Here is a 17,230-nt window from a genome sequence, read left to right as displayed (position 1 = left end):
ACCTAGGGGATGCCGCCGATCTTCTCGGATACGATCTTCGCGGCGCCGCGCAGCTCCGTGGCGATGATGCCGGCTTCCTTTTCGGGAATCCGATCCTGCCTGACCAGAGGAACAGTCAGCGCGGCCACCGCGCGGCCGGAGGCTTCGATGATCGGGCAGCTATAGGCGAGGATGCGCGTGTAGCCGTCGTCGTTGGAGAAGTTGCCGCCCTCCGAGGAAATGCGGTCGAGCGCCGCGATCGCCTTCTTGCCGCTGATGCGATCATGTTCAGCGATGACCTGCGCAAGCTCCTGGCGCCGGCCTTCGAGCTGAAAGGCCGCCAAAACCTTCGCGGAGGCGTATTGTTGGGTGAGCGGGAAAACCGCGCCGACCTTGACCGACCAGCCCATCAGCCATTCCGGCTCGATGCGTGCAATCACCATGAACTGCTCGCCGTGCAGCACCGTGAGGTGACAGGACAGCTGCACGCGGGAGGCCAGCTGCTCCATCACCGGCAGCGCGGCCTTCAACAGCCGCTCGGTCGGCGGGAATTGCGAGGCAATCCGGAACAGTTGCAGGGTCAGCGTATATTCACCGGTGACCGGGTCGCGCGCGACATAGCCACGGCGTTCCAGCGCCACCAGCATCCGGAAAATCTCGCCGACGGAACGGCCAACGCGTTCGGCCAGCTGCTTCTGGCTGAGGCCGCGTGCGGCGCCCGCCAGCGCCTCCAGAAGGTCCAGCCCCTTCTCCAGGGCGGGCGCGCCCGGCTGCAGTTTCTCAGAGTTCATCCATCAGGCCTTTAAGGGTCGCTAAGCGTCGCTAAGGGTCGTGTATCTCGATCCCGTGTAGCCGATCGCTGGCGCGCCGAAAAGTCGTCCGCCCGGGCCGGTACGCAGCGGAATGAGGGCATCGAATGACCGGCCTGTGGTTCGGCACCGCCTTCGTCGCGATCGGCGTCGTCATCACCACACCGACGCTGATCGGCTTCTTCTTCATCGGCGAGGCATTCCCGCTCTGGATGGCCTTCGTCAACGGCGGCGGACTGATCCTCGGCGGCCTGGATGCGGCGGATCTGATGGCCGAGCTCGACGACATCATCCACCAGCCGTTGCGGCTCAAGATCATGGCGGCGCTGAATGCGTTGCCGGCGACGGCTGGCCTGGAGTTTTCGCGGCTGACAAGACTCACCGGTGCCACCGACGGCAATCTCGGTGCGCAAATCGAGACGCTGGCGAAGGCCGGGTATGTGTCGGTGGAGAAGGCTTTCGTGGGGAAGAAGCCGCAGACGACGGTGACTGCCACGGCGGCGGGTCGCGGGGCGTTTGCGCGGCATGTGGCGACGTTGCAGGAGATCATTGCGGGGAAGCAGGGGTAAGGCCATTGGCAGGACTGGTACAGTTTGGGTAGGAACCGCGAGTTGTCACCAGGCGCGAACCTTAAGTCCATCCTCAAGCGCTGAGAGCCCGAAATGGCACCAGAGCGTGGCCGACGCGGACGTTTCTTGTTTGAGGCAATCGTCGCGTGCTGCACAGGCGGCGAGAAAATGGCACCCCCTAAGGGAGACGCAGTCGCCCCCACGAAGCATTTGAAAAACAAATGCAATCAGCTTCGCTGCGGCGCTTTGCTACCATGCGCAATGTAGAGGCCTTCCTACGCACCTCAAGAAAGCGATTATTGGTGTTCATAACCCTTTGGTTGATCTAGAAAACTCTTCTCTTATTCGTACTCATCGAAAGAGTGGACAACCAAAATTAGAAGCTGAGGGGGCTAAGGTGGATCACTCACTGGAAAATCTTGGTCCAGATCGATTCCAGCAATTGGTTCAAGCACTTCTAATAGCGGCAAATCCTAAAACTATCTGCTTTCCCATCGGTCAGCCGGATGGCGGGCGAGACGCGGTGTTACCCGTCAACTTCGAATTAGGCAAAGACGAATTCCTCGTCTTCCAAGTAAAATATAGCCGGCATCCCGCGGAAGTTGAGGACGTCAGCAAATGGCTTTTAGAAAAGGCCGAAGGTGAACTAGAGAAGATAGAACGCCTGAAGGCTCGTGGAGCGACGCAGTACTTTCTTGTCACCAATGTTTCAGGAACCGCCCATCTCAATTCGGGTTCAATAGATAAAACATTGGCAGCGTTGCGAGAGCAGGTTGGGATTCCAGTACATTGTTGGTTCCGCGACGATTTAAACCGGCTCCTCGATGGGCAATGGGACATAAAGCTACGGTACTCCGAGGTTCTCTCGGGACATGATTTCTTTCGGATACTAGTTGAATCCGCACCGCGCGACCAACACGAGAGACGCATCAACGCTCTTCGCGCATTCCTTGCTGATCAGTATGAGGAAGACGTCCAAGTAAAGTTTAAGCAAGTCGAGCTTCAGAACAAACTGTTGGACTTGTTCATCGACCTGCCCTTCCGTGTAACCTTCCGAACAAAAGACAAGGGCGCCATATATTCCGACTACCGCTCTGCCCACGATAGCACGCGTGTTTTCTTTGACGACACTTCAGCGGTTCTCACGAATCAAGAGGATGATGATGACACGTCAGGCACAGCGAGCTTACTGCTCGGTGATTGGGGACAAGCACGGCTACGTCAGGTAGTAGTGGAGGGGGCGCCAGGACAAGGGAAGTCGACGCTAGCTCAATACGTCTGCCAAGTTCATCGCATTCGTATTCTCAATAAGCAGGGCGACCTCGAAAAGCTTTCCGACAAGGATCGGCAATCGGCACTTAGAATACCGTTCAAAGTGGATCTGCGCGACCTCGCCGCGTGGTTGGCCGGCAGCGATCCGTTTGAGACTTCGAACCCGGACCCTTTACCGCATGAGCCTCGAACGGTGGAATCGTTCCTCGCTCGGCTCGTCCGACTTCACTCCGGCGGAATCCGTTTTGACGTCAACGATCTACTGGAACTGTGCAAGCTTGCGCCCCTCCTCGTTGTTCTTGACGGGCTCGACGAGGTTGTAGAGATCAAGCAGCGAAACGACGTCGTGGCCGCTGTCACCAAGGCTTTGCCTCGCATCCGCGAAAACTGCCCGCATTTGGGCGTTATAATTACATCGAGACCAGCCGCATTCGCGAATTCTCCGGGTTTTGACGCGTCCAATTTTCCACACATTGAGCTACTCTCCGTAAAGCGTTCGCAAATAACGGAGTACGCAGAGCGTTGGATGGAGGTACGCGGCTTAAACACAAGGGAACGAGACGAGTTTCGCGCAATCCTCAAAGAAAAGATGACTGCGCCGCACTTGCGGGACCTGTCACGCAATCCAATGCAGCTCACAATTCTTTTGAGCCTGATACTTACGCAAGGATCGGCGTTACCCGACAAGCGTACAAATCTGTACGACGACTATGTCGACCTCTTCTTTAGCCGAGAGTCAGCGAAAAGCCCGGCCGTCCGTAAGCACATCGTTCTCCTTAAAGATTTGCACCGATTTCTCGGCTGGACCCTTCATGCGAGTGCCGAGACCAACCAACGTAAGTCCAGCGGAAGGATTTCCGCAGATGACCTTCGAATTACGCTGAACAACTACTTGGTCGCAGAAGGCCATCCCACCGAAGTCGTTGAGGAAATCTTTGGTGCGATGCTAGAGCGCGTTGTTATGGTCGTTCCCCGAATCCAAGGCACTTATGAATTCGAAGTCCAACCGCTTCGAGAGTATTTTGCGGCCCGTTTTCTTTATGACACCGCCTCTTATTCTCCGACAGGAAAAGAGCAGAGAGGAACTAAGCCCGATCGGTTCGATGCCGTTGCTCGGAACTTTTACTGGCTCAATGTCGTACGATTCCTCGCTGGCTGCTTTAGCAAAGGAGAGTTACTCGACTTGGCTGATCGCGTGAAAGCCCTGATAGAGGACCCTCTTGTAGGGAAAACGCGACACCCCGTGGGACTGACCGCCATGCTGCTCGCCGACTGGGTCTTCGAGCAGTCGCCCAAGGCGGTAACACAACTTGTTGACCTGCTCTCTACTCCAGTGAACATGCAGCGACTTGTTTCACCAACCCGCTACGGGGGACAAGATGTTGTGACATTGCCATCTCAATCTGGAGGGCGGAGGATTTTCGAGAGCGCATTTGAGCTACTTGAGAAGGACGGCACGCCAACCGATCGTTGCAGGAATCTCGCTAGCTTGGCCACGACTCAATCATCTCCAGCAGAATGCGACCAGCGTTGGCTAGAAAGCGCACTCTGCGTCAGCAATCCAACAAAATGGCTTCAGATCGGTCGCTATCTTGACAGTCTATCGCGCGTCAGTGATGACCGTCTCGAGGCAACGCTCAGCAAGACTTCCCTAAACCGCGCTATGGCGCATACATTGTTGTATGCAGGTCGGAGCGGCTGTGTTTTGTCGTCAGAGCACAACGTACTGCTATTGCAGAACGTATTTCTGAAAAGTCGCTACTATTATGTAGCTCCCGGTTCATCTCAAGCCCCGTTTTATTTGCTGAGCTTTGTTCTCGCGCAACCTCCGTCCAGTTTGCAGTACCTGCCGGACTATCAGGTTGAAGCCTTGTCCACTTTCAAAGACGCCGCTCTAAGCGAGGCTGATAGGAAGTTGCAGGGGAATTTCCCCTTCATCAAGCAAGCCTACGAACTCTCCGCTGAGTTGTCTCGTGGCTTTGCCGAAGCTGCCACCGTTACCCAACAATTGGCAGTTGTAGAGAATATCCTGGAAAGATGTCGTAACGTTTGGGGACTTCGGCCCGCTATTGCAGCCGCGCTACTTGAATGTGTGTCGCAGCGTCGTGTTAAGGCATCTACGGCGCCCTTCGATTTCTTCGCCGGCAACATTCCCGCCATGCAACGCTTGAGAGGCGCTAAGGCGCGCATCGGCGATGTCGATTGGTGGCTCAGTTCAATTTCACAGGTGACGGCTGCACCAAAGTCTCTCCGATTGCTTCTAATCGAAGCACTCTTCATTCTGTGTCCGACAAGCATCATCGCAAGCTGCGAGGCAAGGCTCTCGGAAGTTCTGGATACGATGAGCGAAGGCGAGTGGGGCGCTCTGGCGTTGACGCTGCACCAGTCACGCGGAGCGGTGAGGAGGGTATCAAACAAGGAAGAAGCAACAAAACATCTTGGTCCAAGGCTTGAATCGTTGAGATTCTCTTTCCTCTTGGCTTCGAGGCACCTAGAGCAGTTTGGAGGTCCGGTATTCCTCAAGTTCTTTAGAACCTATTCGGGGGCGGCGGCGCCCTTTCTCGAATTTAAGCAGGGCCAAGCAATACAATGTGCAATGAACAATGCAATCGAATGGGATGAGGCGCTGCGGATCGTGCGTGATAGCTATGAACGCGGAATCCGTGCGACCGAACTCGACTATCGCTTACGCAATGGGACGGTGGCGATGTCGATGTCGGTCTATTCGGAGATTCTGTCCAATTCTTTATCGTATCCGACGGTTCTTTGCGATGCAGCCGAAGCCGCCGCGGCCCGCGCGGCTCGTAAAGCAGTAAGGCCGGTATCGGCCATAGCAAAGAACGAACGTTGGTTCGCTTTTGATTGATAAGCATCGCAGCGTTCTACTCAGGATGATCGGCAAAAAATGTTAGGCCGAGTTGCTGAGCAGATGTACATTCAAGCGCCTCTAAATTGACTCCCGGAGCGTCGCCGACCGCTCTGCGCATGGCGTGGGCCGATGGATCCCGGGCTCGCGGCTTCGCCGTGTCCCGGAATAACAGGGAATGGGAGGTGACACCCCTTGAGCCCCACCCCGATTCATGCGACCTCCGCTCCCAGCAAAACCCCTCATTCTGAGCCTTCGATGCACATTCTCCTGCTTGGTTCCGGCGGTCGCGAACATGCCTTGGCGTGGAAGATCGCGGCTTCTCCCCTCGTGACCAAACTCTGGTGCGCGCCCGGCAATGCCGGCATCGCGCGCGAGGCGGAGTGCGTGGCGCTCGATGTGGCCGACCATGCCGCCGTGATCGCCTTCTGCAAGACCAACGCGGTCGAGCTCGTGGTGGTCGGGCCGGAGACGCCGCTGGCGGCCGGCATCGTCGACGATCTCACCGCTGCCGGCATCAAGGCGTTCGGGCCGAACAAGATCCCCGCCCAGCTCGAAAGCTCCAAGGGGTTTACCAAGGCGCTCTGCACCGAATTCGGTATTCCCACCGGCGCCTATGAGCGGTTCACCAATGCCGATGACGCGCGCGCCTATGTGCAGAGCCAGGGCGCGCCGATCGTGGTGAAGGCCGATGGCCTTGCCGCCGGCAAGGGCGTCGTCGTCGCCAAGACCGTGCGCGAGGCCGAGGACGCCATCGCCATGATGTTCGAGGGCGCCTTCGGCGAGGCCGGCGCTGAAGTGGTGATCGAGGAATTTCTGGCGGGCCGCGAGATCAGCTTCTTTGCGCTGTGCGACGGCGAGACCGCGATTCCGCTGGCCTCCGCGCAGGACCACAAGCGCGTGTTCGACCACGATCTCGGCCCGAACACCGGCGGGATGGGCGCCTATTCGCCGACGCCGCTGGTGACGCCCGCGGTCCACGATGCGATCATGGCGAAGATCATCCTGCCGACCGTCGCCGGCATGAAGCAGCGCGGCACGCCGTTCCGCGGCATTCTCTATGCCGGCATCATGCTGACGACGCAGGGCCCAAAGCTGTTCGAGTTCAACGCCCGCTTCGGCGACCCCGAGTGCCAGGTGCTGATGCTGCGCATGATGTCGGACATCGTGCCGGCATTCCTCGCCGCCTGCGACGGCCAGCTGAAGAACTTTGACCTGCGCTGGCATCCGGACGCCGCGCTCACCGTGGTGATGGCGGCGAAGGGCTATCCCGGCGACTACCAGAAGGGCACGCGCATCGAGGGGCTCGAGGACGCCGCTGGAATCGAAGGTGCCGAGATCTTCCACGCGGGGACGGTCGAGAAGGACGGCGCGATCCTCGCCAATGGCGGCCGCGTGCTCAATGTCTGCGCGCTGGGTGCGACCGTGACGGAGGCGCAGGCGCGCGCCTATCAGGCCGTCGACCGCATTCGCTGGCCGGAAGGCTTCTGCCGCCGCGACATCGGCTGGCAGGCGGTGGAAGCCGAGAAGGCCAAGAGCTGACAAGATCAAGAGCTGACAGGCTTTTTCCGGCTGCGGGCGCAACGGCCGGCAGCCCCGTCGGCATTTTGAGATTATTCAATCAGGACTTGAACTTAGCTACTGTGCATGGGGTTGTTTTCGACGTTTGTTGAAGCACCCCCGAATGACAAATGGGAGAAACCCATGCCCGACCTCGCCGACCTCTATCCCGGCTTCGCCTCCGAATGGATCAACACCTCCTTCGGCCGCATCTTCGCCCGCGTCGGCGGCAGCGGGCCGCCGCTGTTGCTGCTGCACGGCTTCTCCGAGACCAACGTGATGTGGCACCGCGTGGCGCCGCAACTCGCCGACAAGTTCACGCTGATCATCGCCGATCTGCCGGGCTATGGCTGGTCCGACATGCCCGAGAGCGATGCGCTGCACATCCCCTACAGCAAGCGCGCGATGGCCAAGGCCATGGTCGAGATGATGGAGCAACTCGGCCACGTCCACTTCGCGCTCGCCGGCCACGACCGCGGCGGCCGCGTGTCATACCGGCTGGCGCTCGATCATCCCGGCCGGCTGTCGAAGCTCGCGGTGCTCGATATCCTGCCGACCTATAATTACTGGGAGCGGATGAACCGCGCCTATGCGCTGAAGATCTATCACTGGACGTTTCTCGCCCAGCCCGCGCCGCTGCCGGAGACGCTGATTTCGGGCCAGGGCGAGTTCTTCTTGCGCTTCAAGATGGCGAGCCAGACCAAGTCGAAGACGCTCGCTGCGATCGACCCGCGCGCGCTCGAACATTACATCGCCCCGTTCCGCGATCCCGCCCGCGTGCACGCGATGTGCGAGGACTACCGCGCCGGCGCGTATTTCGACTACGACCTCGACAAGGCCGATTTCGAGGCCGGCAAGAAGATCACCATTCCGATGCTGGCGCTGTGGGGCGGCGTGGGCATCGCCCAGGCTGCGGCCACGCCGCTGGACACGTGGAAGCAATGGGCGACCAATGTCGAAGGACAGCCGGTGGACTCAGGGCACTTCCTCACCGAGGAGAATCCTGATGTGACCGCGAAGGCGCTGCGGGAGTTCTTCTTGGCTTGAGCTCCACTGTCATCGCCCGCGAAGGCGGGCGATCCAGTACTCCGAGACGGCAGTGATCAATCGATAGGTCGCGGCGTACTGGATGCCCCGCCTTCGCGGGGCATGACAGAGAGTGTGTGGCGCCTTAGCGCCGCTCCCGAAAAAACTCTTTGAGCAGCCGCGCCGACTCGCTCTCGCCGACCCCGGAATAGACGTCCGGCGCATGATGGCAGGTCGGCGAGGTGAAGAACCGCACGCCGGACTCGACCGCGCCGCCCTTGGGGTCGGCCGCGCCGTAATAGAGCCGCCTTACCCTTGCAAAGGAGATCGCGCCCGCACACATGGTGCAGGGCTCCAGCGTCACGTAGAGGTCGCAGTCCACCAGGCGCTCGCTGCCGATCTTTTTAGCGGCCTCGCGCAGCGCCACGAGCTCGGCATGGGCGGTGGGATCATGGTCGGTCAGCGTCCGGTTACCGGCGGTGGCGATGACCTCATAGCCCCGGACCACCACGCATCCGATCGGAACTTCGCCGGCCTTTCCGGCGTTTTCGGCCGTTTTGAGCGCCAAATCCATGAAAGAGGGGGCTTTCAAGCCTCGTATCATCCGAAGAAACCTGCTAGTAGCTGCGCCTTCAGCAGAAGTGCTTACCGAATTTGCCTGAGCATGCGGCTCCGAATGAGCGCGCACAATGCTTATCGGCCACCCCCTGAGTGAGAATATTCATGCCTCGCGACAGCGACAAAGACAACGATTCCCGCGGCCGGCGAGGCCCTTCCAGGGGTGGCCCGCCGAAGGGCCGATCCGGCAAGCCGCGTGGCCCCGATAAGAAGTTTGCCAAGCGCGGCCCCGAGGGCAGGAGCGACGCCCGCCCGCCCCGTGGCGACCGCGACAGCCGCCCACCGCCTCGCGCCGATCGTGGCGACCGTCCGTTCCGTCCCCGTGCGGACGGCGATGCCCCGCGCCGCGACTTCAGCGACCGTCCGAAATTCAACCGCGAAGACCGGCCGCGCGGTGAGGATCGTGGCGAGCGCAGCTTCAAGCCGCGCGGCGACCGTCCGTTCTCGGATCGCTCCTCGCGCGATGGCGAGAAGCGGCCCTTCAAGCCGCGCGGTGATCGTCCGTCCTTCGGGCGTGACGACCGTCCGCCGCGCCGGGATCGCGATGACTCCCGCCCCGCCGGCCGGACCAGCGACAGAAAGTTTGGCGACAAGAAGCCCTACGCGCCGCGTGGTGACCGCCCGGAACGCAAGTTCGACGGTGAGCGGAAGTTTTCGCGCGGCGGACCGGATCGCGAGCGCGATCGTGGGCCGCGCGAGGATCGTGGCGAGCGCAGCTTCAAGCCGCGCGGCGACCGTCCGAATTTCGATCGCGGTGATCGCGCGCCGCGCGGCGACCGTCCCGAGCGCAAGTTCGACGGCGAGCGCAAGTTTTCGCGGGGCGCGCCGGATCGCGGACCGCGCAAGGATTTCGGCGGCCGTGACCGCAGTGCAGACAAGCCCTGGCAGAAGCGCGAAGGCGGCGGCGATGACCGTCCGCGTTTCTCGCGTTCGCGTGACGATCGTCCGTCCGGCGACCGTCCGTTCCGCGATCGTCCCAAGTTTGATCGCCCGCGCGAGGATCGTCCGAAGTTCGACCGGCCCCGTCGCGACGGCGATGGCGAGCGTGGTGGCGACCGCCCGAAATTTGCTCGGCCGCGCGAGCGCTCCGAGGGCCGTTCCGACTGGCACGAGCATCCGCGCAGTGAAGGTGGCTTCGGTGACCGTCCACGCCGCGAAAACGAGGACGAGAGCAGGATCTTCGAGAAGCGCCCCGCTTTCGGTGGCCGCGGTGCTTATCGTGAGCGTGATCGCGACGACCGCCGTCCGCGCCGGGAGGAAGAGCCGAAGCCGAAGAAGGCCGGCGAGCGCATCGCCAAGGCGCTGGCGCGGGCCGGGCTTGCCTCGCGCCGCGATGCCGAGGAGATGGTCACGCAGGGCCGCATCACGGTCAACGGCCGCGTCATCAATTCGCCCGCGCTCGACATCACCAGGAACGATGTCGTTCTGGTCGACGGCAAGCCGTTGCCCGAGCGTGAGCGCACGCGGCTGTTTCTGTATCACAAGCCGCGCGGCCTGATGACGACGCATGACGACCCCGAGGGCCGTCCGACCGTGTTCGACAATCTGCCCGAAGGCCTGCCGCGCCTGATCTCGATCGGCCGGCTCGACTTCAACACCGAAGGCCTGTTGCTGCTCACCAATGACGGTGGCCTCGCGCGCACGCTCGAGCTGCCCGACACCGGCTGGCTGCGGCGCTACCGCGTCCGCGCCCATGGCGACGTCACCCAGGCGCAGCTCGACGAGCTCAAGAACGGCATCGAGGTCGAGGGCGTCAAATACGGTCCGATCGACGCGACGCTGGAGCGCGACCAGGGCGCCAATGTCTGGCTGGTGTTCGCGATCCGTGAAGGCAAGAACCGCGAGGTGCGCAACGTCTGCGCCCATCTCGGTCTCGAGGTGAACCGGCTGATCCGCGTCTCCTACGGCCCGTTCCAGCTCGGCGAGGTCCCCGAAGGCCAGGTCGAGGAGATCAAGTCGCGCGTGCTGCGCGACCAGCTCGGCGACAAGATCATCGAGAAGTCGGGCGCGCAGTTTGACGTGCCCTCGAAGTCCACCTCGGCCGACGGAGAAGCACCGCGCGAGAAGAAGCCTGCCATCAAGCGCGGCGCGATCAACGACCGCAAGGGTCGCCGCGTGGTGGTGCATCGCACCGGCAGCGAAGAGGCGCGCGAGCGCAACGAGTCCGAGGCCAACGGCTACGGCCCGCCGCGCCGTCCCAAGCGCGGCTATCACGGCAAGCGTGATCTGACGCCGAAGGAGGACTAGGGTTGCGCGTCGTCGGCGGTCGTTTGAAGGGGCGCAATCTCGCCTCACCGTCCTCGCGCGACATCCGCCCCACGGCGGACCGGCTGCGCGAGTCCGTGTTCAACATCCTCGTGCACGCCTACGACGATCCGATCGAGGATGCGCGCGTGCTCGATCTCTTCGCCGGCACCGGCGCGCTCGGCATCGAGGCGTCGTCGCGCGGCGCGAAGTTCGTGCTGTTCGTGGACAACGGCGCGGAGGCGCGGGCGCTGTTGCGCAACAACGTCGAGACTTTGGGCCTCGGCGGCGTCACGAAAGTCTATCGCCGCGATGCGACCGATCTTGGCCCCGCGCACCCCGTCGAGCCGTTCTCGCTGGTATTCCTCGATCCGCCCTACGGCAAGGGGTTTGCGGAGAAGGCGCTCGCCTCCTTGCGCGACGGCGGCTGGCTGACGCCCGGCGCGCTGCTGGTGGTGGAAGAAGCCAAGGCTGCGGAGTTCGTGACGCCGGAAGGCTTTGAAGAGCTGGAGCGGCGGGCGTATGACGACACGGAGTTCGTGTTCTTGCGTAGGGTGGGGTAGCGAAGCGTAACCCACCACTGGCTGCTTCCGCATATGCGGCTGCCGTAGGGTGGGCAAAGGCGCAACGCGCCGTGCCCACCAATCTTTACTGATCGCGATAGGTGGTGGGCACGCTTCGCTTTGCCCACCCTACGTTACCGCCGCCCGAACAGCTTCTCCACATCGCTGAGCTTCAACTCGACATAGGTCGGCCGGCCGTGATTGCACTGGCCGGAGTTCGGCGTCTCTTCCATCTCGCGGAGCAGGGCGTTCATCTCTTCCGGCCGCAGCCGGCGGCCGGCGCGCACGGAGCCATGGCAGGCCATGGTCGCCGCGACGTGCATCAGGCGGCGTTCGAGAGGAAGAGCCTCGTCCCATTCGGCCATGTGCTCGGAGAGATCGCGCAGGAGGCCACCCGCATTGGTCTTGCCAAGCAGCGACGGCGTCTCGCGCACCGCGACCGCGCCGGGGCCGAAGGATTCGATGGCAAGGCCGAACGACCCCAGCTCCTCGCTACGCTCGAGCAGGCGCTCGACCGTGGCCTCGTCCATCTCGACGATCTCGGGGATCAGCAGGATCTGCCGCTGCACGCCGTTGGCGGCGAGCGAAGCCTTCAGCCGCTCATAGACGATGCGCTCATGCGCGGCGTGCTGGTCGACGATGATGAGGCCGTCGCGGGTCTGCGAGACGATATAGGTCTCGTGGATCTGCGTGCGCGCGGCGCCGAGCGGGCGGTCGACGAGATCGGCGACGGGCTGCGCCTCGAACCTGATGTCAGCACTCGGCGCGCCGACATCGAACGCGGCCTGCGCGCGCTCGGCGAAGGCGGCTGCTGCCGTGCCGTCGAACGACGGCATCGGCGCGGATGGCGAGGCGCGCCAGTCCCAGCTTGCCGGTCGCGGTGTGAAGGCCGGGCGGAATGCGGACAAGGCGCTCTCGCCGCTGTTGGCGGCGGTGCGGCGTCCCTCGCGCGCGAGACCTTCCTTCAGCCCGTGCACGATCAGCGCACGGACGAGACCGGCGTTACGAAAGCGCACCTCGGTCTTGGCGGGATGCACGTTGGCATCGACCTCGCGCGGGTCGAGCGTGACGAACAGCGCCAGCACCGGATGGCGGTCGCGCGGCAGGTAGTCGGCATAGGCGCCGCGCACCGCGCCGAGGATCAGCTTGTCGCGGACGGGGCGGCCGTTGACGAAGAGGTATTGCCCGAGCGCGTTGGCCTTGGTGAGCGCGGGTGCAGCTGCATAGCCGGCGACCACGACGCCCTCGCGCTCGGCATGGACCTCGATGGCGTGGCTGCGGAATTCGCTGCCGAGGATATCGCCGAGCCGTGTCAGGCGGCCTGCGGCGCCGGGCAGTGCGGCGGTCCAGGTCACAGGGGCGCGCTCCTCACCCGCCAGCGTGAAGGCGATGTCGGGCCGCGCCATTGCGAGGCGCCTGACAACCTCGCGGATCGCCTCCGCCTCGGTGCGGTCGGTCTTCAGGAATTTCAGCCGCGCCGGCGTCGCATAGAAGAGATCGTTGACCTCGACGCGGGTGCCGTGCGCCAGCGCCGCCGGCATGATCTCGGACTTGTCGCCGCCCTCGACACTGAGCGCCCAGGCGTGCGGCTCGCTCGCATGGCGCGTGGTGATCGAGAGACGCGCGACCGAGCCGATCGAGGGCAGCGCCTCGCCGCGGAACCCGAGGGTGCGGATCTGGAGCAAATCCTCGTCGTCGAGCTTTGACGTCGCATGGCGCTCGACCGCGAGCGCGAGGTCCTTCGCGGTCATACCGCCGCCGTCGTCGGTGATGCCGATCCGCCGCCGTCCGCCGCCGTCGGTGAAGACGTCGATCCGGCTCGCGCCGGCATCGATGGCGTTTTCGACGAGTTCCTTGACCACGCTCGCCGGTCGTTCGACCACCTCGCCGGCGGCGATGCGGTTGACGACCTGTTCTGGCAATTGGCGGACGGGCATGAAAACTGACTTGGGCTTTTGAACTGGATTCGGTGAGAGCGCTATTTTAGCCCGTGTTGCGTCAAAAGCATGTGTTGGGCAACAGCCGTGTGGCGCCCTGGGGAAGAGGGTTGCCTATCACATTGAAGACATTGGACGTTCGAGAAAATCGTGCAACCGAGCCGGAGCGAAACGTCCTGGCGCCGTCCTGATTGTGGGGTGCGGGGCCGCGGTGTAGCATCGTGAAAAAATGGCAACAGGATGGGAGGACGCCATGTGCCATCTCTTCGCGCACCAGCCCCAACGCGACTACGAATCCCAGACGAGGTCTTTGCGGATCGGTGGGCATTGCACCTCGATCCGGCTGGAAATGGCGTTCTGGGACACGCTGGAGGAGATCGCGGCCAAGGAGAACATGAGCGTCGGCAAGTTCCTGACCACGCTCTACAACGAGGTGCTCGACCATCACGGCGAGGTCAACAATTTCGCCTCGCTGCTGCGCTGCTCGTGCCTGATCTATCGCTCGAAGAGCATGGTGGCAGTGCCGGAGTTCAAGGCCGCGATGACGCCGATTCTCGACGCGGCCGAATAGCGGCTACGAGACCCCTCCGCCGTCATTGCGAGCGTAGCGAAGCAATCCAGAAATCTGTCCGCGGCGGCAGTCTGGATTGCTTCGTCGCAAGTGCTCCTCGCAATGACGAGGAGAAAGCTCGCCCTCAAATCTCCTTCTTCCCCATCGCGCCCGCCATGTAGTCCGCCTGCCGGATTGCCAGCGCGACGATGGTCAGCGTCGGGTTGCACGCAGCACCACTGGTGAACTGGCTGCCGTCGGAGACGAACAGGTTCTTGACATCGTGGCTCTGGCCGAACTTGTTCACCACGCCGTCCCGCGGCTTCTCGCTCATCCGGTTGGTGCCGAGATTATGCGTGCTCGGATAGGGCGGGGTCGGATAGGTCACGGTGGCGCCGACGGCGTCGTAGACCGCGGCGCCCTGTTTGTAGGCGTGCGCGCGCATCGCGACGTCGTTGGGGTGATCGTCGAAATGCACGCTCGCGACGGCCTGGCCGTGCTTGTCCTTCACGACCGGGTCGAGCGTGATGCGGTTGGTCTCTTGCGGCATGTCCTCGCCGACCAGCCACATGCCGGCCATCCTGGGATAGCCGTCGAGCGCCGCGGTGAACGGACGGCCCCAGGCGCCGGGGTTGAGGAAGGCCGCCATGAAGGGCAGGCCGATCGACAGCGTCTCCATCTCATAGCCGCCGACGAAGCCACGCTTCGGATTGTTGGCGGCCTCGTCGCGGATGATGCCGGCCATGGTGGTGCCGCGATACATGTGCACCGACTTCTCGAACACGGCATAGACGCTGCCGGTCATGTGCCGCATGTAGTTGCGGCCAACCTGGCCCGATGAGTTGCCGAGGCCGTCGGGGAACATGCTCGAGGCGCTGTTGAGCAGCAGCCGCGGGCTCTCGATCGAGTTGCCGGCGACCGCGACGATGCGCGCCTTCTGGCGCTGCATCGCGCCGCTCTCGTCGGCGTAGACGACACCGGTGACCTTGCCGCCGGCATCATGCTCGATCTTGACCGCCATGCTGCCGGGGCGGACCTCGAGATTGCCGGTCGCCTCGCCCTTGGGGATCTCGGTATAGAGCGTCGACCATTTCGCGCCCGACTTGCAACCCTGGAAGCAGAAGCCGATCTGCTGGCAGGCGCCGCGCCCGTCACGCGGCTGGCTGTTGATCGCCATGTTGCCGGTGTGCACGGTCTTGTAGCCGAGCTTCTTGGCGCCCGCTTCAAGCACCTTGAAATTGTTGTTGCCGGGCAATCCGGGAATGCCGTTGGTGCGGGTCACACCCATCTTGTTCTCGGCCTTGGCATACCACGGCTCCATCTCGGCGAGCGTCACCGGCCAGTCCAGTAGGTTGGCGCCGGGCAGACCGCCATAGGTGCTCTTCACCCTGAACTCGTGCTCGTCGAAGCGCAGCGAGGCACCCGCCCAATGCGTCGTCGAGCCACCGACCGCCTTGACGATCCAGGCGGGCAGGCCCGAGAAGTCCCTGGCGACGCGCCATGTCCCCGACGTGGTGCGTGCATCGGTCCAGGCGAGCTGGGAAAAGCTCTCCCACTCGTCGTTGACGAAGTCCTGGTTCTCGATGCGGGGACCGGCTTCGAGAATCACGACCTTGACGCCCTTCTGCGCCAGCTCGTTGCCCAGCGTGCCGCCGCCGGCACCGGAACCGACGATCACCACAACGCTGGAATCGTTCAGATCGAATTTTGCCATATGCGTTCTCCTCAACCGTTGTGTGGTCTTTAAGCCTTCGGCAGCCAGTCGATGTCGGCGAAGCCGCGGTTGATGTAGCCGCCATGCTCGGCGGAGGAGCCCTCGTAGCCGAACCGCGGCCAGACCTCTTTCTGGTTGTAGAGCGAGACGATGAGGTCGCCGCGCACCTTCTGGAAGAAGTCGCTTTGCTCGATCTCCTTCAGCAGCACGACGCGATCGGCCTCCCAGGGCACCTCGACGTAAGCGACCTTGTGGCGGTCGCGTGCGTTCTGATCGAGCCGCGTGATGCCGTCGCTGATCAGCGACTTGACGGATGCGTCCTTGGCCGCCTTGCCGTCCCATGGCTTGATCGCAGTGATGTAATAGCTGTCGCCGAGGACATCGTGCGGATAGATGTCGCGCGCGACCTTCAGCAGCGTCTTCATCGTTGCAGGCGAAAGTGCGCTTGTCTCCTCGGCCCACGCGTCTTCAATGCTGACTGCGACACTGGTCGCGACAGCGACGACCGGCACGGCCGTTGCCGCGCCCTTGAGAAAGACGCGGCGGCTGTGCTTGCTTCGACGATCGATTTCTCTCATGGCATTCCTCCGTGGATTTTTTGATTTGAGTTCTTGTGGTTTTGATCAACCGAAACGTCCGCCGCGCTGGATCACCTCGATCTTGTAGCCATCGGGATCGCTGACGAAGAAGAAGCGCGCCAGCGTCTTGCCGTCGTGCTTGAAGTCGCGCAGCGGCCCCGGTGCGAGCGTCTCGCGCGCGAAGCGGGCATGCTCGGTATCGAGATCCTCGACCACGACGGCGAGATGGCCGTAGCCATCACCGAGCTGATACGGCTCCTTGCGGTCGAAGTTCACCGTCAGCTCCACCTCGAAAGGTGAGGAGGGGTGACGCAGATAGATCAGGGCAAAGTCTGCGAACTTCAGGTGGTCGGCGACTTCGAGTCCGAAGGCACGCTTGTAGAAGTCGAGCGAGCGTGCTGCGTCGAGCACGCGGATCATGGAATGAACGGGCTTTGCCATTCAGTTCTGCTCCTTCAAATAAGCGATAATGGCTGCGCGCGTCTCCGCCTTGGCCTGCCGGTAGGCCATGGTCACGCCGGGAACGACGCTTTGCGGATTGGTCAGCCAGGCGTCGAGCCTGCTCTCGTCCCAGGCGAAGTCCGCTTTCGCGAGGCCGTCCGAATAGCGAAAGCCTTCGACCTTGCCCGCGGGATGGCCAACGATCTTCACCAGCGGCGGGCCTTGCCGCGTCGGTTCCGACAGGCTTGTGGTGTGGCACACGGCGCATTGCTGCTTGAAGAGTGTCGCGCCATCCGGCGGCTTTGCGGCCGGTAATGGCATTTGCGCGCCGGCAACCCTGACCAACAGCACCATCGCGGTGCACAATCCCAGCACGATCGCGCGCATCGCCTACAGCTCGCCCATCCATATCAACGCCTGCGCAAACTCTAGGCGGCGTCAAACATGCGGTGGTAGTAGCGGGCTGTTTCGCTGCGCGCAGAGATGCTTGTGACGTGCGATGTT

14 protein-coding genes are annotated in these 17,230 nt (G+C 62.6%); 7 read left to right on the top strand and 7 right to left on the bottom strand.

Going from position 1 to position 17,230, the window contains the following annotated elements; genetic code table 11:
* Nucleotides 1–2 precede the first annotated feature (2 nt).
* Entirely contained in the window at nucleotides 3–770 is a 768-nt protein-coding gene (locus tag AB7532_RS30040; RefSeq protein ID WP_441238291.1) for an IclR family transcriptional regulator, read from the bottom strand.
* A gap of 287 nt (nucleotides 771–1,057) precedes the next feature.
* Between AB7532_RS30040 and AB7532_RS30035 the strand changes: the two genes are divergently transcribed.
* From AB7532_RS30035 to AB7532_RS30020, 4 genes are all read left to right on the top strand, one after another.
* Nucleotides 1,058–1,357: a winged helix-turn-helix domain-containing protein gene (locus AB7532_RS30035; RefSeq protein WP_441238290.1), complete on the top strand. Its 300-nt coding sequence runs from the start codon at nucleotides 1,058–1,060 to the stop codon at nucleotides 1,355–1,357.
* Nucleotides 1,358–1,754: 397 nt separating this feature from the next.
* Nucleotides 1,755–5,495, top strand: coding sequence for an NACHT domain-containing protein (locus AB7532_RS30030; RefSeq protein ID WP_441238289.1), 3,741 nt, complete (start codon nucleotides 1,755–1,757; stop codon nucleotides 5,493–5,495).
* Between the two features lie 258 nt (nucleotides 5,496–5,753).
* On the top strand, nucleotides 5,754–7,037 hold the full coding sequence (purD, locus tag AB7532_RS30025; RefSeq protein ID WP_441238288.1) for a phosphoribosylamine--glycine ligase: 1,284 nt from the start codon (nucleotides 5,754–5,756) through the stop codon (nucleotides 7,035–7,037).
* A gap of 162 nt (nucleotides 7,038–7,199) precedes the next feature.
* Nucleotides 7,200–8,102, top strand: a complete 903-nt coding sequence (locus tag AB7532_RS30020) for an alpha/beta fold hydrolase (protein ID WP_441238287.1) — start codon at nucleotides 7,200–7,202, stop codon at nucleotides 8,100–8,102.
* A gap of 124 nt (nucleotides 8,103–8,226) precedes the next feature.
* Here the strand turns inward: AB7532_RS30020 and AB7532_RS30015 are convergent, their stop codons facing one another.
* Nucleotides 8,227–8,685 (bottom strand): nucleoside deaminase, encoded by a 459-nt coding sequence (locus AB7532_RS30015; RefSeq protein WP_441238286.1) that lies wholly within the window; start codon nucleotides 8,683–8,685, stop codon nucleotides 8,227–8,229.
* A 119-nt stretch (nucleotides 8,686–8,804) separates the two neighbouring features.
* On the opposite strand from AB7532_RS30015, the gene AB7532_RS30010 reads away from it, so the two are divergent.
* Nucleotides 8,805–10,946 carry a pseudouridine synthase gene (locus AB7532_RS30010; RefSeq protein ID WP_441238285.1) on the top strand — a complete coding sequence of 714 codons (2,142 nt, stop codon included), beginning with the start codon at nucleotides 8,805–8,807 and terminating at the stop codon, nucleotides 10,944–10,946.
* 2 nt (nucleotides 10,947–10,948) lie between these two features.
* On the top strand, nucleotides 10,949–11,506 hold the full coding sequence (rsmD, locus tag AB7532_RS30005) for a 16S rRNA (guanine(966)-N(2))-methyltransferase RsmD (protein ID WP_441238284.1): 558 nt from the start codon (nucleotides 10,949–10,951) through the stop codon (nucleotides 11,504–11,506).
* A 134-nt stretch (nucleotides 11,507–11,640) separates the two neighbouring features.
* On the opposite strand, the gene mutL is transcribed toward rsmD, so the two are convergent.
* Nucleotides 11,641–13,443 (bottom strand): DNA mismatch repair endonuclease MutL, encoded by a 1,803-nt coding sequence (mutL, locus tag AB7532_RS30000; RefSeq protein ID WP_441238283.1) that lies wholly within the window; start codon nucleotides 13,441–13,443, stop codon nucleotides 11,641–11,643.
* Nucleotides 13,444–13,696: 253 nt separating this feature from the next.
* Between mutL and AB7532_RS29995 the strand changes: the two genes are divergently transcribed.
* Nucleotides 13,697–14,014, top strand: coding sequence for a ribbon-helix-helix domain-containing protein (locus AB7532_RS29995; protein ID WP_441238282.1), 318 nt, complete (start codon nucleotides 13,697–13,699; stop codon nucleotides 14,012–14,014).
* Between the two features lie 124 nt (nucleotides 14,015–14,138).
* Here the strand turns inward: AB7532_RS29995 and AB7532_RS29990 are convergent, their stop codons facing one another.
* The 4 genes from AB7532_RS29990 to AB7532_RS29975 are packed head-to-tail and all read right to left on the bottom strand — an operon-like array spanning nucleotide 14,139 to nucleotide 17,113.
* Nucleotides 14,139–15,707: a GMC family oxidoreductase gene (locus AB7532_RS29990; RefSeq protein ID WP_441238281.1), complete on the bottom strand. Its 1,569-nt coding sequence runs from the start codon at nucleotides 15,705–15,707 to the stop codon at nucleotides 14,139–14,141.
* A 29-nt stretch (nucleotides 15,708–15,736) separates the two neighbouring features.
* Entirely contained in the window at nucleotides 15,737–16,285 is a 549-nt protein-coding gene (locus AB7532_RS29985; RefSeq protein ID WP_441238280.1) for a gluconate 2-dehydrogenase subunit 3 family protein, read from the bottom strand.
* A 45-nt stretch (nucleotides 16,286–16,330) separates the two neighbouring features.
* Nucleotides 16,331–16,726, bottom strand: coding sequence for a VOC family protein (locus tag AB7532_RS29980; protein ID WP_441238279.1), 396 nt, complete (start codon nucleotides 16,724–16,726; stop codon nucleotides 16,331–16,333).
* The gene (locus AB7532_RS29975; RefSeq protein WP_441238278.1) at nucleotides 16,727–17,113 is read right to left on the bottom strand and encodes a c-type cytochrome; all 387 of its coding nucleotides are present in this window, start codon (nucleotides 17,111–17,113) and stop codon (nucleotides 16,727–16,729) included.
* Nucleotides 17,114–17,230: the final 117 nt, after the last annotated feature.

This window comes from Bradyrhizobium sp. 930_D9_N1_4 (assembly GCF_052076015.1).
Lineage (GTDB): Bacteria > Pseudomonadota > Alphaproteobacteria > Rhizobiales > Xanthobacteraceae > Bradyrhizobium.
Note: the sequence above shows the minus strand (reverse complement) of the source record. Positions and strands in the feature narration are given on the sequence as shown.

Excerpts from the sequence above, each read along its gene's own strand:
- AB7532_RS30040 (WP_441238291.1), bottom strand. The coding sequence starts at position 770 with ATGAACTCTGAGAAACTGCAGCCGGGCGCGCCCGCCCTGGAGAAGGGG.
- AB7532_RS30035 (WP_441238290.1), top strand. The coding sequence starts at position 1,058 with ATGGCCGAGCTCGACGACATCATCCACCAGCCGTTGCGGCTCAAGATC.
- purD (WP_441238288.1), top strand. The coding sequence starts at position 5,754 with ATGCACATTCTCCTGCTTGGTTCCGGCGGTCGCGAACATGCCTTGGCG.
- AB7532_RS30020 (WP_441238287.1), top strand. The coding sequence starts at position 7,200 with ATGCCCGACCTCGCCGACCTCTATCCCGGCTTCGCCTCCGAATGGATC.
- AB7532_RS30015 (WP_441238286.1), bottom strand. The coding sequence starts at position 8,685 with ATGATACGAGGCTTGAAAGCCCCCTCTTTCATGGATTTGGCGCTCAAA.
- AB7532_RS30010 (WP_441238285.1), top strand. The coding sequence starts at position 8,805 with ATGCCTCGCGACAGCGACAAAGACAACGATTCCCGCGGCCGGCGAGGC.
- mutL (WP_441238283.1), bottom strand. The coding sequence starts at position 13,443 with ATGCCCGTCCGCCAATTGCCAGAACAGGTCGTCAACCGCATCGCCGCC.
- AB7532_RS29995 (WP_441238282.1), top strand. The coding sequence starts at position 13,697 with ATGTGCCATCTCTTCGCGCACCAGCCCCAACGCGACTACGAATCCCAG.
- AB7532_RS29990 (WP_441238281.1), bottom strand. The coding sequence starts at position 15,707 with ATGGCAAAATTCGATCTGAACGATTCCAGCGTTGTGGTGATCGTCGGT.
- AB7532_RS29985 (WP_441238280.1), bottom strand. The coding sequence starts at position 16,285 with ATGAGAGAAATCGATCGTCGAAGCAAGCACAGCCGCCGCGTCTTTCTC.
- AB7532_RS29980 (WP_441238279.1), bottom strand. The coding sequence starts at position 16,726 with ATGGCAAAGCCCGTTCATTCCATGATCCGCGTGCTCGACGCAGCACGC.
- AB7532_RS29975 (WP_441238278.1), bottom strand. The coding sequence starts at position 17,113 with ATGCGCGCGATCGTGCTGGGATTGTGCACCGCGATGGTGCTGTTGGTC.